Annotated in this window: 5 protein-coding genes; 3 read left to right on the forward strand and 2 right to left on the reverse strand. The window is 61.9% G+C overall.

From position 1 onward, the window contains the following. Positions 1-4: 4 nt before the first annotated feature. The gene (locus AABB31_RS17025) at positions 5-1,489 is read left to right on the forward strand and encodes an aldehyde dehydrogenase family protein (RefSeq protein ID WP_342077022.1); all 1,485 of its coding nucleotides are present in this window, start codon (positions 5-7) and stop codon (positions 1,487-1,489) included. Continuing rightward, the gene (locus tag AABB31_RS17030; protein WP_373635054.1) at positions 1,486-2,718 is read left to right on the forward strand and encodes a Tm-1-like ATP-binding domain-containing protein; all 1,233 of its coding nucleotides are present in this window, start codon (positions 1,486-1,488) and stop codon (positions 2,716-2,718) included. Before AABB31_RS17025 ends, AABB31_RS17030 begins: the two co-directional genes overlap by 4 nt. A gap of 277 nt (positions 2,719-2,995) precedes the next feature. Here AABB31_RS17030 and AABB31_RS17035 read toward each other — a convergent pair whose 3' ends face one another. Together AABB31_RS17035 and AABB31_RS17040 are read right to left on the reverse strand one after the other, a co-directional pair. Beyond that, the gene (locus AABB31_RS17035; protein WP_342077020.1) at positions 2,996-3,181 is read right to left on the reverse strand and encodes a hypothetical protein; all 186 of its coding nucleotides are present in this window, start codon (positions 3,179-3,181) and stop codon (positions 2,996-2,998) included. 1,046 nt (positions 3,182-4,227) lie between these two features. Continuing rightward, positions 4,228-4,320: a PEP-CTERM sorting domain-containing protein gene (locus AABB31_RS17040; RefSeq protein ID WP_373635055.1), complete on the reverse strand. Its 93-nt coding sequence runs from the start codon at positions 4,318-4,320 to the stop codon at positions 4,228-4,230. Between AABB31_RS17040 and AABB31_RS17045 the strand changes: the two genes are divergently transcribed. Then, a complete protein-coding gene (locus AABB31_RS17045; protein WP_373635056.1) occupies positions 4,277-17,836 on the forward strand; it encodes a hypothetical protein in 13,560 nt (4,519 codons plus the stop codon). The two genes, AABB31_RS17040 and AABB31_RS17045, sit on opposite strands and share 44 nt — an antisense overlap. Positions 17,837-17,842 lie beyond the last annotated feature (6 nt).

The following is a 17,842-nucleotide window of genomic DNA, read 5'->3' on the forward strand; positions in this document are numbered from 1 at the left end:
CCCCATGGACCAGACCAAGATTGATGCCTTGCGCATGCAGGCCGTCCCGGACTTCAAACACCTGATCAACGGCCAGCATGTCGCGGCCTCTGACGGGGCGACCATGGATGTTGTTTCGCCTGCGGACGGAACGCTTCTGACACGCGTGGCGAAGGGCACAGCGGCAGATATGAATGCCGCCATCACAGCGGCACGCGCCGCGTTTGAGGATCGCCGCTGGGCGGGGCAGCCGCCTGCGACCCGCAAAAAGGTCCTGCTGAAATGGGCCGATTTGATCGAGGCCAACGCGCTGGAACTTGCGGTTCTGGGCGTGCGCGACAATGGCACCGAAATTTCTATGGCGTTCCGCGCCGAACCGGGCTCAGCGGCGGCCACCATCCGGTTCTATGCTGAGGCCCTCGATAAACTCTACGGTGAGATCGCGCCAACCCCGCCGGGTATCTTGGGCATGATCCACAAAGAACCGGTGGGCGTTGTCGGGGCCATCATCCCGTGGAACTTCCCGATGATGATCGGGGCATGGAAAATGGGCCCCGCATTGGCGATGGGCAATTCTGTTGTTCTGAAACCTGCTGAAACCGCGTCGCTCTCCTTGATGCGTATGGTCGAACTTGCGCATGAAGCGGGGCTACCGCCCGGTGTTCTCAATGCGGTCACGGGCGAGGGGGCCGTCGTGGGCGAGGCGATGGGGCTGTCCATGGACGTCGATGCGCTGGTGTTCACAGGCTCCGGTGGGACTGGTCGCCGGTTGATGACCTATGCCGCGCAATCAAATCTGAAACGGGTCTATCTGGAACTTGGCGGGAAATCCCCCAACGTTGTCTTTGCAGATGCGCCAAATCTGGACGAGGCCGCAGCCGTGGCCGCCGCTGGGATCTTTCGCAATGCGGGACAGGTCTGTGTCGCGGGGTCACGGCTGCTGGTCGAGGCAAGCATCCACGACGACTTCGTCGCAGCCGTCGCCAAGGCGGCAAAGGCGATGCGTGTCGGCGACCCGCTGAAGCTGGAAACACAAGTGGGCGCGGTCAACTCAGAAGCGCAGCTAGACGCAAATCTTGGCTTTGTCGAAACGGCTATGGCCGAAGGCGGCAATGTGGTCACCGGCGGTACACGCATCTTGCAGGATACTGGCGGCTATTACATGGCCCCAACAATCGTGACGGGCGTGACGCCAGACGCGACATTGGCGCAAAAGGAGGTCTTTGGCCCCGTTCTGGGCGTGACCCCCTTCGAGACCGAAGAAGAGGCCATTGGGATCGCAAATTCCACCGTCTACGGGCTGGCTGGCGGCGTTTGGACAGCGAACCTGTCGCGGGCGCACCGCATGGTGGCGGGCATTCGGACGGGCGTTGTGCATGTGAATACCTATGGGGGCCCGGATGTGGCCGTCCCGATGGGGGGCGTGGGCCAATCAGGTAACGGCCATGACAAATCGCTGCATGCGATCGACAAATACATCAACCTCAAGACCGCCTGGATCAAACTATGAGCGACAAAACCATTCTGATTGTCGGCACTTACGACACCAAAGATGATGAGCTGGGGTTTCTGGCCTCGGTGATCCGCGATCAGGGCGGCAAGGTGCTGACCATGGACGTCTCGGTTTTGGGCGATCCATCGCAGCCCACCGATTATTCCAAGCATAACGTGGCCGAAGAAGGGGGCAGTTCCATCGCAGAGGCGATTGCCAGCGGCGACGAAAACCACGCGATGCAGATCATGGCCAAAGGGGCCAGTCTGCTGACGGCGCGGCTTTTTGCAGAAGGGGTCTTTGACGGGGTCATCGTGCTCGGCGGGACAATGGGCACAGATTTGGCGCTTGATGTTGCCTCGGCTTTGCCATTGGGCGTGCCGAAATACATCGTGTCGACGGTGTCGTTCTCGCCGCTCATACCTGCGGAAAGACTGCCTGCGGATGTGCAGATGATCCTGTGGGCCGGGGGGCTTTACGGCCTCAATGCGGTTTGTAAGGCATCCCTGTCCCAGGCCGCGGGGGCGGTTCTGGGGGCAGCGCGGGCGGTGCAAAGGCCTGATCCAGACAAGCCCCTCATCGGGATGATGTCACTTGGCACGTCAGCATTGAAATACGTGGTCCCACTAAAGCCCGCGCTTGAGGCGCGGGGCTTTGAGGTCGCTGTTTTCCACGCCACAGGCATGGGTGGGCGCGCATTTGAAAGCCTGGCCAGCCATGGTGCATTCGCTTGTGTGATGGATTTTTGCACGCAGGAGCTGGGCAACTATATTCACGGCTCAGATGTTTCCGCAGGTGGCGCGCGGTTGACGGGTGCCGGCCAATCCGGGACACCACAAATCGTGGCACCGGGGTGCTATGACCTGGTCGACGTGGTTGGCTGGAAGCCGATCCCAGAAAAATGGGCAGACCATCCGAAACACGCGCATAACCGGTTGCTGACCTCCATCGTATTGAACATTGAAGAGCGTAAGGCGGTTGCGCAGGCGCATTCGGATCGCTTGGCCCAGGCAACCGGCCCGGTCGAGGTGATTTTGCCCGAACATGGACTAGGAGAATGGGACCGCGAAGGGGCAGATTTGCACAACGCGGAAGGCTTAACCGCGTTCTTGGCCGAGTTGGAGGCGACGTTGCCCGACAACGTCATTGCGACACGTTTGCCCTGTCATATCAATGATGCAGAATTTGCGGAAAAGGCGCTGGCAATATTTGACAGCTGGCGTGTTGCGGATGTTGTGAAAGGTTAGATCACACCCAAAGCATCGCAGCGTTCGGCCCATGTATCAATCACCGACTTGCGCGTCCTTCATGTACCGGCGATAGATCCTGGATCAGTCCAGTTGCGATTTTGCGCGAATGCTGAATGGGGTCCTAAACCTCGTGAAAAATTGTCCACATCGCTGGATATCTGCAGGTTCATCAATACAGACGAGGTGTACCAGAGCTATGCCCTAGATGATCGGGATCCCGAAATCGGTCAGCGGGTCGCAATGGCCCGCAAGGACGATGAAAGGAGCGGTGAGTTCACATGCGCAGGTGGCCGGGATTGTCGTTTTTGGAATAACTGAAATCCAAGATTGGAAAATAGAAAACATCTAATACACTCATTTTAATATAAAAAAGCGGGCGCGAGCTATCTGCGCCGCTGTGCGTGTGCGGGCCGTAAATCTTCGGGATCGGCCAGCAGCGCCGCTGCCCGAATTCTGACATATTCCAGTCCCCAACCCGCCCGATTGTTGTTGTTTAGCAACGACCGCACACAGAAACGTGATTTCTGAATCGTAAATCGACCCGGGATTTGACTTGATGATGTTGTCGACGCCAACTGACGCAACCGAGGCGGGAAAAGCTGCGGTTAACGATAGATGCACACTGAACATCGGGTGTCCTTCACCAAAGAAGAGTAGTGTCATGAATCTCATTCCGCACAGAATACATGTTCCTGACCGCGAAGTTCCTGCGGATAGTCCTGTGGCCCGGACCGGACACGCGCTTTCCGCCCAATCTCATTCCACCGACCTGACCGGCAGGAGCTCTTTGCTCATGACAATGATGACAACCATCCTCACCTTTGTGACCATGCTTTTCGGGCGGGGTCTGCGCGCGCGCGGGCTAGCTGCCGCCGACAAGGTCTTGCGGTCATGGGCCGTCGCTGCGGCTGGTGCGGTGTATCTGCTCGCGGCGCCAGCTGCTGCCCAAACACCGGATGGGGTTCAGGATACCGATTTTCCCGTCGGCTATTGGGCGACCGACTTCTGGCAGGGTGGTGCCGCGATCCCCGCATCGCCTTACGGTGATCGCACCGGGACCGGCGGTGCTGGCGCACCAACCTGGCGGGGCGAGACGTTTTTCGGGGTCGGGCAATTTGGGCCACTGCCCCTTTCTTCCTATGGGACACGACCTGACAACCGGTGGGACAACGATGAAACGCCGACCGATCCGACTTTGCCGCCGGGATATGCCGGTACGGCCTGGAGCCAGACAAACCCGCATTACGAGATTATTTTCCGCCGCACAGCGCGGTTTGATGGTACTTTGCGCGTTGGTTTTGACGGCGCAAGCTTTTTTGATGATACGCTTGACGTTTTCGTGGACGGAACGCGCGAATACGCCTATTGGCCGGGCGGATCGGGCGCCACAGCTGCCCCCGATCCACGCATTCTTCCCGCCCCCAACGCGTTCCAAGGTATCGATATTCCAATCGCCGAAGGCGATACGATGTCCGTGGCCTACCAAAACCTTGGATTTATCGGCGGCTATGTCTTCAACCTGCAAGAGATCGCGGCCAACCCAACCTTGACCAAGGTGGTCACCAGCAACGCCGACGAGGATGGCTCTGGTACGGTCACTGTCGGGGACACGCTGACTTACACGGTGACCGCAACAAACAACGCCAACGGTACCGTGGTCAATGTCACCGTATCCGACCCGATGCTGGCACCTAACTCCACCACCTGCGCCACCCTGGCAGATGGTGCATCTTGTGTCCTTACCGGTACTTACGAGGTGATGCCGGGGGATTTGACGGCTGGTTCCATCGACAACACCGCCACCGTGTCGTCGCCAGACTATCTGGAAGATCTTGAAGTCGACCTCAGCACCCCGGTCGTCGCTGTTCCCCCTTATGAACCCGTTGTTCCGCTGGGCGAATGTTCGACAACATATGCGTCATGGAACTTTACGCGGGCTGCTGGTGGCGCGAGTGATCAGTCACAGGTGGGTACCGCCTTTGTAAATGCCGGATATACGTTTGACGCCAGCGGTACGCCGCTCTTCCCGGCTTTCCCTGAACCGGATGAAACCGGCACAGTTGATGCGACAGCGACCAACCCCGAAGTGCCTGAATTGAACCTTTTGGGTGAGCTCCCGGAAACATATGTCTCCGTCACCCGGCTGGAGTTAGAGCCGAACACCACACGCGATGTGGTAATGTTCGACCTTGGTCGGTTCGAGCACCACATCTATGAATTCCGGGCCTCCGACGGAACAGTGCTGGATTTTGAGGGCGAGTTTTACGGTGATCCGTCGATCAACCGCACCTACGCCATCTCCGTCCCTGCTGATGGTGTGGTGAATGTCTATACATGGCTGGTCGACTACCGGGACCGCTACGAGACCTCCTTGCCGCTGAACTGTCAGTACCTCCCGACGCTTGATGTCGCAAAAAGCTTTGGCACCCCAACCACGCTGGCCGATGGCAGCCTGTCGGTGCCGGTGACCATTACCGCTACAAATGCGGGCAATGTTGATCTCGACAACCTGCAACTGGTCGATGATCTGGCGGATCCGTCGAATTTTGGCACCGCCTTCCAGTCAATTACCGGAACGCCCGTGATTGCGGTTACCAACAATGCGGGCACCTCGATCAATGGCACTGACAGCACGGCTGTTGCGCCAACGGGGCCAGCCACAGCCTTTGACGGTGATGCGAACCCGAACCTGTTGGCCGGCACAGATGGGCTGCTGGGTGTGAATGACGTCCTGACCGTTACCTTCACCGCGCTCATCGACCCCTATGATGATACAGCCCCCGCGACATTGCAGAACCTCGCGACGGGCACCGCGACTGATCCATCGGGTGAGGCAACGTCCGATGACAGCGGATCAACCGCAGGCGGCCCGGGCACGCCAACGGTTCTGACCCCACCTGCCGTCTCTTCCGGGCTGAATGTGGGCAAATCCTTTGCCACGCCTGTGGCGAATGCGGATGGGACCTTTGATGTGGCCTATACGGTGACAGTGCTGAACTCGGGCGCTGTGAACCTGGATGGGCTGAGCCTTGTGGATGATCTTGGCACGCAGTTCGGGTCGGCCTTTACGGCCTCAACCGCGGCGACCACAACGGGTGGTGTGCTGACCGGCCCGGCGGTGGTGCTGACCAATACATCGGGCAATTCCACAGCACCCACGGCCAACACGGCCGGCTATGACGGGACAAACGCCCTGCTGGCGGGAACCGATGGGCTGCTGGCCCCCGGCGACAGCTATGCGGTGAGCTTTACGGTGCGGGTTGATCCAAATGCGGCCGGCGCCCCGGCGAGCATTGCGAACACGGCCACGGCCAGCGGGGATGACCCGACCGGGACGACTGTGTCTGATGCCTCCGACACGGACACCCAGCCTGACGGGACCCCGGATACCGATCCCAACACCCCTGACGAGCCCACAGGTGTGCCCACCGTGGTCACCCCCCCAACCCTGGCGGGCGGGCTGAATGTGGGCAAATCCTTTGCCACGCCTGTGGCGAATGCGGATGGGACCTTTGATGTGGCCTATACGGTGACAGTGCTGAACTCGGGCGCTGTGAACCTGGACGGGCTGGGCCTTGTGGATGATCTTGGCACGCAGTTCGGGTCGGCCTTTACGGCCTCGACCGCGGCGACCACAACGGGTGGTGTGCTGACCGGCCCGGCGGTGGTGCTGACCAATACATCGGGCAATTCCACAGCACCCACGGCCAACACGGCCGGCTATGACGGGACAAACGCCCTGCTGGCGGGAACCGATGGGCTGCTGGCCCCCGGCGACAGCTATGCGGTGAGCTTTACGGTGCGGGTTGATCCAAATGCGGCCGGCGCCCCGGCGAGCATTGCGAACACGGCCACGGCCAGCGGGGATGACCCGACCGGGACGACTGTGTCTGACGCCTCCGACACGGACACCCAGCCTGACGGGACCCCGGATACCGATCCCAACACCCCTGACGAGCCCACAGGTGTGCCCACCGTGGTCACCCCCCCAACCCTGGCGGGCGGGCTGAATGTGGGCAAATCCTTTGCCACGCCTGTGGCGAATGCGGATGGGACCTTTGATGTGGCCTATACGGTGACAGTGCTGAACTCGGGCGCTGTGAACCTGGACGGGCTGGGCCTTGTGGATGATCTTGGCACGCAGTTCGGGTCGGCCTTTACGGCCTCGACCGCGGCGACCACAACGGGTGGTGTGCTGACCGGCCCGGCGGTGGTGCTGACCAATACATCGGGCAATTCCACAGCACCCACGGCCAACACGGCCGGCTATGACGGGACAAACGCCCTGCTGGCGGGAACCGATGGGCTGCTGGCCCCCGGCGACAGCTATGCGGTGAGCTTTACGGTGCGGGTTGATCCAAATGCGGCCGGCGCCCCGGCGAGCATTGCGAACACGGCCACGGCCAGCGGGGATGACCCGACCGGGACGACTGTGTCTGATGCCTCCGACACGGACACCCAGCCTGACGGGACCCCGGATACCGATCCCAACACCCCTGACGAGCCCACAGGTGTGCCCACCGTGGTCACCCCCCCAACCCTGGCGGGCGGGCTGAATGTGGGCAAATCCTTTGCCACGCCTGTGGCGAATGCGGATGGGACCTTTGATGTGGCCTATACGGTGACAGTGCTGAACTCGGGCGCTGTGAACCTGGACGGGCTGGGCCTTGTGGATGATCTTGGCACGCAGTTCGGGTCGGCCTTTACGGCCTCGACCGCGGCGACCACAACGGGTGGTGTGCTGACCGGCCCGGCGGTGGTGCTGACCAATACATCGGGCAATTCCACAGCACCCACGGCCAACACGGCCGGCTATGACGGGACAAACGCCCTGCTGGCGGGAACCGATGGGCTGCTGGCCCCCGGCGACAGCTATGCGGTGAGCTTTACGGTGCGGGTTGATCCAAATGCGGCCGGCGCCCCGGCGAGCATTGCGAACACGGCCACGGCCAGCGGGGATGACCCGACCGGGACGACTGTGTCTGATGCCTCCGACACGGACACCCAGCCTGACGGGACCCCGGATACCGATCCCAACACCCCTGACGAGCCCACAGGTGTGCCCACCGTGGTCACCCCCCCAACCCTGGCGGGCGGGCTGAATGTGGGCAAATCCTTTGCCACGCCTGTGGCGAATGCGGATGGGACCTTTGATGTGGCCTATACGGTGACAGTGCTGAACTCGGGCGCTGTGAACCTGGACGGGCTGGGCCTTGTGGATGATCTTGGCACGCAGTTCGGGTCGGCCTTTACGGCCTCGACCGCGGCGACCACAACGGGTGGTGTGCTGACCGGCCCGGCGGTGGTGCTGACCAATACATCGGGCAATTCCACAGCACCCACGGCCAACACGGCCGGCTATGACGGGACAAACGCCCTGCTGGCGGGAACCGATGGGCTGCTGGCCCCCGGCGACAGCTATGCGGTGAGCTTTACGGTGCGGGTTGATCCAAATGCGGCCGGCGCCCCGGCGAGCATTGCGAACACGGCCACGGCCAGCGGGGATGACCCGACCGGGACGACTGTGTCTGACGCCTCCGACACGGACACCCAGCCTGACGGGACCCCGGATACCGATCCCAACACCCCTGACGAGCCCACAGGTGTGCCCACCGTGGTCACCCCCCCAACCCTGGCGGGCGGGCTGAATGTGGGCAAATCCTTTGCCACGCCTGTGGCGAATGCGGATGGGACCTTTGATGTGGCCTATACGGTGACAGTGCTGAACTCGGGCGCTGTGAACCTGGACGGGCTGGGCCTTGTGGATGATCTTGGCACGCAGTTCGGGTCGGCCTTTACGGCCTCGACCGCGGCGACCACAACGGGTGGTGTGCTGACCGGCCCGGCGGTGGTGCTGACCAATACATCGGGCAATTCCACAGCACCCACGGCCAACACGGCCGGCTATGACGGGACAAACGCCCTGCTGGCGGGAACCGATGGGCTGCTGGCCCCCGGCGACAGCTATGCGGTGAGCTTTACGGTGCGGGTTGATCCAAATGCGGCCGGCGCCCCGGCGAGCATTGCGAACACGGCCACGGCCAGCGGGGATGACCCGACCGGGACGACTGTGTCTGACGCCTCCGACACGGACACCCAGCCTGACGGGACCCCGGATACCGATCCCAACACCCCTGACGAGCCCACAGGTGTGCCCACCGTGGTCACCCCCCCAACCCTGGCGGGCGGGCTGAATGTGGGCAAATCCTTTGCCACACCAGTGGCGAATGCGGATGGGACCTTTGATGTGGCCTATACGGTGACAGTGCTGAACTCGGGCGCTGTGAACCTGGATGGGCTGAGCCTTGTGGATGATCTTGGCACGCAGTTCGGGTCGGCCTTTACGGCCTCAACCGCGGCGACCACAACGGGTGGTGTGCTGACCGGCCCGGCGGTGGTGCTGACCAATACATCGGGCAATTCCACAGCACCCACGGCCAACACGGCCGGCTATGACGGGACAAACGCCCTGCTGGCGGGAACCGATGGGCTGCTGGCCCCCGGCGACAGCTATGCGGTGAGCTTTACGGTGCGGGTTGATCCAAATGCGGCCGGCGCCCCGGCGAGCATTGCGAACACGGCCACGGCCAGCGGGGATGACCCGACCGGGACGACTGTGTCTGATGCCTCCGACACGGACACCCAGCCTGACGGGACCCCGGATACCGATCCCAACACCCCTGACGAGCCCACAGGTGTGCCCACCGTGGTCACCCCCCCAACCCTGGCGGGCGGGCTGAATGTGGGCAAATCCTTTGCCACGCCTGTGGCGAATGCGGATGGGACCTTTGATGTGGCCTATACGGTGACAGTGCTGAACTCGGGCGCTGTGAACCTGGACGGGCTGGGCCTTGTGGATGATCTTGGCACGCAGTTCGGGTCGGCCTTTACGGCCTCGACCGCGGCGACCACAACGGGTGGTGTGCTGACCGGCCCGGCGGTGGTGCTGACCAATACATCGGGCAATTCCACAGCACCCACGGCCAACACGGCCGGCTATGACGGGACAAACGCCCTGCTGGCGGGAACCGATGGGCTGCTGGCCCCCGGCGACAGCTATGCGGTGAGCTTTACGGTGCGGGTTGATCCAAATGCGGCCGGCGCCCCGGCGAGCATTGCGAACACGGCCACGGCCAGCGGGGATGACCCGACCGGGACGACTGTGTCTGACGCCTCCGACACGGACACCCAGCCTGACGGGACCCCGGATACCGATCCCAACACCCCTGACGAGCCCACAGGTGTGCCCACCGTGGTCACCCCCCCAACCCTGGCGGGCGGGCTGAATGTGGGCAAATCCTTTGCCACGCCTGTGGCGAATGCGGATGGGACCTTTGATGTGGCCTATACGGTGACAGTGCTGAACTCGGGCGCTGTGAACCTGGACGGGCTGGGCCTTGTGGATGATCTTGGCACGCAGTTCGGGTCGGCCTTTACGGCCTCGACCGCGGCGACCACAACGGGTGGTGTGCTGACCGGCCCGGCGGTGGTGCTGACCAATACATCGGGCAATTCCACAGCACCCACGGCCAACACGGCCGGCTATGACGGGACAAACGCCCTGCTGGCGGGAACCGATGGGCTGCTGGCCCCCGGCGACAGCTATGCGGTGAGCTTTACGGTGCGGGTTGATCCAAATGCGGCCGGCGCCCCGGCGAGCATTGCGAACACGGCCACGGCCAGCGGGGATGACCCGACCGGGACGACTGTGTCTGATGCCTCCGACACGGACACCCAGCCTGACGGGACCCCGGATACCGATCCCAACACCCCTGACGAGCCCACAGGTGTGCCCACCGTGGTCACCCCCCCAACCCTGGCGGGCGGGCTGAATGTGGGCAAATCCTTTGCCACGCCTGTGGCGAATGCGGATGGGACCTTTGATGTGGCCTATACGGTGACAGTGCTGAACTCGGGCGCTGTGAACCTGGACGGGCTGGGCCTTGTGGATGATCTTGGCACGCAGTTCGGGTCGGCCTTTACGGCCTCGACCGCGGCGACCACAACGGGTGGTGTGCTGACCGGCCCGGCGGTGGTGCTGACCAATACATCGGGCAATTCCACAGCACCCACGGCCAACACGGCCGGCTATGACGGGACAAACGCCCTGCTGGCGGGAACCGATGGGCTGCTGGCCCCCGGCGACAGCTATGCGGTGAGCTTTACGGTGCGGGTTGATCCAAATGCGGCCGGCGCCCCGGCGAGCATTGCGAACACGGCCACGGCCAGCGGGGATGACCCGACCGGGACGACTGTGTCTGATGCCTCCGACACGGACACCCAGCCTGACGGGACCCCGGATACCGATCCCAACACCCCTGACGAGCCCACAGGTGTGCCCACCGTGGTCACCCCCCCAACCCTGGCGGGCGGGCTGAATGTGGGCAAATCCTTTGCCACGCCTGTGGCGAATGCGGATGGGACCTTTGATGTGGCCTATACGGTGACAGTGCTGAACTCGGGCGCTGTGAACCTGGACGGGCTGGGCCTTGTGGATGATCTTGGCACGCAGTTCGGGTCGGCCTTTACGGCCTCGACCGCGGCGACCACAACGGGTGGTGTGCTGACCGGCCCGGCGGTGGTGCTGACCAATACATCGGGCAATTCCACAGCACCCACGGCCAACACGGCCGGCTATGACGGGACAAACGCCCTGCTGGCGGGAACCGATGGGCTGCTGGCCCCCGGCGACAGCTATGCGGTGAGCTTTACGGTGCGGGTTGATCCAAATGCGGCCGGCGCCCCGGCGAGCATTGCGAACACGGCCACGGCCAGCGGGGATGACCCGACCGGGACGACTGTGTCTGACGCCTCCGACACGGACACCCAGCCTGACGGGACCCCGGATACCGATCCCAACACCCCTGACGAGCCCACAGGTGTGCCCACCGTGGTCACCCCCCCAACCCTGGCGGGCGGGCTGAATGTGGGCAAATCCTTTGCCACGCCTGTGGCGAATGCGGATGGGACCTTTGATGTGGCCTATACGGTGACAGTGCTGAACTCGGGCGCTGTGAACCTGGACGGGCTGGGCCTTGTGGATGATCTTGGCACGCAGTTCGGGTCGGCCTTTACGGCCTCGACCGCGGCGACCACAACGGGTGGTGTGCTGACCGGCCCGGCGGTGGTGCTGACCAATACATCGGGCAATTCCACAGCACCCACGGCCAACACGGCCGGCTATGACGGGACAAACGCCCTGCTGGCGGGAACCGATGGGCTGCTGGCCCCCGGCGACAGCTATGCGGTGAGCTTTACGGTGCGGGTTGATCCAAATGCGGCCGGCGCCCCGGCGAGCATTGCGAACACGGCCACGGCCAGCGGGGATGACCCGACCGGGACGACTGTGTCTGATGCCTCCGACACGGACACCCAGCCTGACGGGACCCCGGATACCGATCCCAACACCCCTGACGAGCCCACAGGTGTGCCCACCGTGGTCACCCCCCCAACCCTGGCGGGCGGGCTGAATGTGGGCAAATCCTTTGCCACGCCTGTGGCGAATGCGGATGGGACCTTTGATGTGGCCTATACGGTGACAGTGCTGAACTCGGGCGCTGTGAACCTGGACGGGCTGGGCCTTGTGGATGATCTTGGCACGCAGTTCGGGTCGGCCTTTACGGCCTCGACCGCGGCGACCACAACGGGTGGTGTGCTGACCGGCCCGGCGGTGGTGCTGACCAATACATCGGGCAATTCCACAGCACCCACGGCCAACACGGCCGGCTATGACGGGACAAACGCCCTGCTGGCGGGAACCGATGGGCTGCTGGCCCCCGGCGACAGCTATGCGGTGAGCTTTACGGTGCGGGTTGATCCAAATGCGGCCGGCGCCCCGGCGAGCATTGCGAACACGGCCACGGCCAGCGGGGATGACCCGACCGGGACGACTGTGTCTGACGCCTCCGACACGGACACCCAGCCTGACGGGACCCCGGATACCGATCCCAACACCCCTGACGAGCCCACAGGTGTGCCCACCGTGGTCACCCCCCCAACCCTGGCGGGCGGGCTGAATGTGGGCAAATCCTTTGCCACACCAGTGGCGAATGCGGATGGGACCTTTGATGTGGCCTATACGGTGACAGTGCTGAACTCGGGCGCTGTGAACCTGGATGGGCTGAGCCTTGTGGATGATCTTGGCACGCAGTTCGGGTCGGCCTTTACGGCCTCAACCGCGGCGACCACAACGGGTGGTGTGCTGACCGGCCCGGCGGTGGTGCTGACCAATACATCGGGCAATTCCACAGCACCCACGGCCAACACGGCCGGCTATGACGGGACAAACGCCCTGCTGGCGGGAACCGATGGGCTGCTGGCCCCCGGCGACAGCTATGCGGTGAGCTTTACGGTGCGGGTTGATCCAAATGCGGCCGGCGCCCCGGCGAGCATTGCGAACACGGCCACGGCCAGCGGGGATGACCCGACCGGGACGACTGTGTCTGATGCCTCCGACACGGACACCCAGCCTGACGGGACCCCGGATACCGATCCCAACACCCCTGACGAGCCCACAGGTGTGCCCACCGTGGTCACCCCCCCAACCCTTGATAGCGGCATCGCGATTGTGAAGTCTGCTGCCGCTGTTTTGTCTGATCCGCCTGCGGTGGACGATGTGGTGACCTATACATATGAGGTCACAAATACCGGCGACACGGTTCTGTACAATGTGAGTGTCAGCGAAACCACTGCCAGCTTTACCGGGACCGGTACGCCGCCCGCGCCTGGCTATGACAGCGGCGGCACGGATGAGGATGGCGGTGCCGGGACGCTTGATCTTTTGCCCGGTGCGTCGATGACCTTTACTGCAGAATACGAGCTGACCAGTGATGATCTGGCCGCAGGTGGTCTTGAGAACTCTGCCGCCGCAGAAGGCGCAGACCCTGCCGGTGATCCGGTCACTGATACGTCTGACGCAGGGACAGATCAGGACGGGGCGCCGATTGCGACGCCTGAGACGACGGAAACCCCTGATCTTGATGGCGACACGGATGCTGATCCCACCAATGATCCGACGGTTTTGCTGATCCGGTCGCCGCCGGTTGCAAATGACGATAGCGAAGGTGGCTTTACGCCCGGTGCGCCTGCAACGCTGACCGATGCGCTGACGGCAAATGACACGGATGTCGACGGCACGGTGCAGGCTGACCGCGTGAGCTTTGTTGTGCCTGCGGGCGCAACTGGCGGTACGCCGGATGTCGATGGTGACATCACCTCGGTCACTGTGCCGGATGAGGGGACCTGGACCGTGGATGACAGCGGTTTTGTAACCTTCACGCCGCTGCCGGGCTTTGAGGATGACCCGACCGACATCACCTATACCGTCGCCGATGATGACGGGCTGGTATCCGACCCTGCCACGATCGCGATTGACCACGATCAGTTGCCATCACTGTCGGTTGAGAAGACGGCAGACCTGACGGCGCTGCAAACGCCGCCGCAGGCAGGGGACGAGATCACCTATACCTATGTGGTGACCAATGATGGCAACGTCACATTGTTTGATGTGACCGTGGATGAGGTGACCTTTACCGGCACCAACGCCGCGCCGGCCCCGGGGGACGAGTCCGTCACGACGAACACGTCCGGCGACAGTGCTGATGCGGCGGTTGATGTCAGCATCGACACGTTGGGCATTGCCGATACGGCGACATTTACGGCGGTCTATGCCTTGTCGCAGGCCGATATTGATGCAGGCGAGATCACCAACCAGGCAGAAGCGACCGGCGACAACGTGACCGGCACGCCTGTGACGGACCTGTCCGATGATCCAACCGATCCAACAGACACACCGGATGATGGTGACCCGGCTGACCCAACCGTCAGCACATTGGATCAGACAGGTGGTATCGCGCTGATCAAGAACGTCCTGACCGTTCCGGATACGAATGGTGATGGCCTGTTTGGCGGTGAAGACGATGTGATTGTCTTTGGCTTTACGGTGATCAACACCGGCAACGTGACGTTGAGCGATATCACAGTGGATGATCCGCTGCTTGATGCTGTGACCGGTGGCCCGATCACGCTGGCCCCCGGCGCGGCGGATGACAGCACATTCCGCGGTGAATATACCGTATTGGATGCGGATATTACCCGCGGATATTTCCAGAACACTGCGACGGTTGATAGTGACGACCCTGACGGGAACGCGGTGACGGATGTCTCGGACACCGGGACTGACCCTGATGGCGACACGATCCTTGATCCTGAAATGGTCGAAAGCCCGGATGGGACCGGTGCCACTGATACCGATCCAACAAATGATCCGACCGTGATCAGCATCCCTGCGAACCCAGAACCGGAACTGTCGGTCACCAAATCCATTGCGGGTGTGACGGATGTGAATGCCAACGGCATCACGGATGCGGGCGACACGATTGACTACGTGTTTACCGTCACCAATACCGGTAACCTGCGGCTGGCCGATGTCACCATTGATGATCCATTGGTTGATGTCCCCGGCAGCATTGATTTCCTTGAAATCCTCGAGGTCAATTCCGTTGATCTGACCGGGACTTACGAGATCCTGCCATCAAACGTCACGGCCGGTTTCGTTGAAAATACGGCCGAAGCGACCGGTCTTGCCGTCAACAGCGCTGGCGATCCGATCACGGATGGCGGCGTGCAGTTGAGCGCGACTGACACCTCTGACAGCGGCACCGAACCTCGGCTCGACGCGGCCGGTGATCCGATCCCGGTCGCGGCACCCGAGGTGACCGAAACCCCGGATGGGGCAGGGGCCACAGACGGCGACCCACGCAATGACCCGACGGTTCTGCGTATTCCTTCGCCGGGCCTGACGCTTGAAAAGTCGGTGCTGATCGTCAATGACAGCAATGGTGATGGCCTGTTTGGCGGCACGGATGACGAGATCGTCTTTACATTCACAGTCACGAATACAGGCGACACCGATCTGGTTGGTGTGACCATTGATGACCCGATTGTTTCGGTCAGTGGCGGCCCGATTGATCTGGCCATTGGCGAGACGGATGACAGCACGTTTACGGCGACTTACACAGTGCTGCCTGCCGACACGACGCGCACCTATGTCCAGAACACCGCCACGGCCGAGGCAACATCTGTTGATGAGACCGGCACGCCATTCTTTGGACCTGATGGGGACCCTGTTGAGGTCACCGATATTTCGGATAGCGGAACCGATGCAGACGGGACGGGCATTGCCGATCCGGCAGGCACGGAAACGCCTGACGGTGCGGGAAATACGGACACTGATCCAACCAATGACCCAACGGTCGTCTCTATCCCGCTGAACCCCGAGGCTGGCATCCGCTTGGTAAAATCCGCGACAGGGGTCGCCGATACCAATGGTGACGGCGTGGTTGGTGCCTTTGAGGATTTGATCACATACAGCTTTGATGTGACCAATACCGGTAACCTGCCATTGGGCGATGTGGTGGTGAATGACGATGCCCTGGGCGGGGTCATTGCGACAATTCCACGTATCGACGTGGCAGAGACGGTCACCGTCACGTTTGGCTACGAAATCAGCGATGATGATTTCTTTGCCGGCGAGATCGTGAATACGGCGACGGCGACGGGTGGTCTGATCAATGATACGGGGGATGAGGTCCGCGATCCGGTGACCGGTGATCAAATCACGGCCACTGATGTTTCGGACACGGGCACAAACCGCGATCTGACCACTGTCGGCACGCCAGAGACGACCGAGACACCTGATGCCGATGGCAGTACGGACGGCGATCCGACCAATGATCCGACCGTCACTGATCTGCCGCTGACGCCGTCGGGCGCGTCGATCAGCGGTGTCTTCTTTATCGACAACAACCGCGATGACGATTTTGACGGCGGCACGGATGAGGTGCAGGAAGGCGTTGTCGTCACCTTGCGCGATGACGAGGGCCGGATCGTTGGGACCACAACGACAGGTCCTGACGGGTCCTATTCGCTATCCGGTTTCCCGGTCGGGGATGACTATGTGCTGACCTTCACCGCATCTGCCGGCGGCCTGATCCTGGACGAGATTACCGGACTTGATTTCGATCTGGACACGATCCTGACCGATCAGAACGGGTGGATTGACCCAACCGGTACCTCCGATCTGATCCTGGTCAAAGAGACGGCCAGCAGCACGGTTATTCTGGGCGAAAACGTTCTTTATACCATCACGGTTACAAATACTGGCACAGGCCCTGCCTCTGCGGTTGATGTGACCGATACGCTGCCCGCAGGGATGCTGTATGTGGATGGAAGTGCGACGATTGATGATGTGCCGGCGACGCCGGTTGTCACCGGACGGACGCAGACCTTTGAGGATGTGTTTGTCGCAGCGGGTGCATCCGTAACTATCGCCTTGCAGGCCACGGTTTTGCCCAATGCGCCGTTTGGTGATCTGACGAATACCGCGTCGGTTATTGATCCGGTGACGGGAACGCGACTGGCACGGGATACGGCGACAGTCTCGCGCCCACCCGAGGCGGTGTTTGATTGCGCTGTCGTGATCGGCAAGGTCTTTGATGACCGGAACTTCAATGGCTATCAGGATGGTGCACCGGATCTACGGTCGCAGATTACCAATCAGGATATCTTTACGGGCAAGTTCGGCATCAGCCCACAGGCGTCCGAGCCTAAGGGTGAGCCGGGCCTGCCAAATGTGCGCCTTGTGACGCCAACAGGGACCGTGATCACGACCGATGCGTTCGGCCGCTATTCGGTGCCATGTGCGGAACTGCCGGGGCCGACGGGGACCAACTTTACCCTCAAGCTGGATCCACGGTCATTGCCAACGGGCTATCGCATCACAACGGAAAACCCACGCACGATGCGTTTGACCGCCGGTATCATGACCGAAATGAACTTTGGCGCGGCTTTGGGGCAGGTGCTGGATGTGGATCTGACCGCCGCAGCGTTTGACGGTACCACACCTGTTGACCGGCTTGATCAAGGCCTGACACAGCTGTTGCGTCAGGTCGCTGATACCCCATCGGTGGTGCGGATCAGCTACTTTACCAATGGCGAAACAGCGGATGTGGCACGGGCAAGGGTCGCAGCGGTCGAAGAGCTGATCGAAGATCGCTGGGACGGCATTGGTCGCTATCAGCTGATCGTTGAAACGACGATCAAGCAGTTGCAGTAAGGAATT

Source organism: Yoonia sp. SS1-5 (assembly GCF_038443705.2).
GTDB lineage: Bacteria > Pseudomonadota > Alphaproteobacteria > Rhodobacterales > Rhodobacteraceae > Yoonia > Yoonia rhodophyticola.

Bases quoted from the DNA above. Each gene is read 5' to 3' on its own strand.
- AABB31_RS17025 (WP_342077022.1), top strand. From the start codon at position 5: ATGGACCAGACCAAGATTGATGCCTTGCGCATGCAGGCCGTCCCGGAC.
- AABB31_RS17030 (WP_373635054.1), top strand. From the start codon at position 1,486: ATGAGCGACAAAACCATTCTGATTGTCGGCACTTACGACACCAAAGAT.
- AABB31_RS17035 (WP_342077020.1), bottom strand. From the start codon at position 3,181: ATGTCAGAATTCGGGCAGCGGCGCTGCTGGCCGATCCCGAAGATTTAC.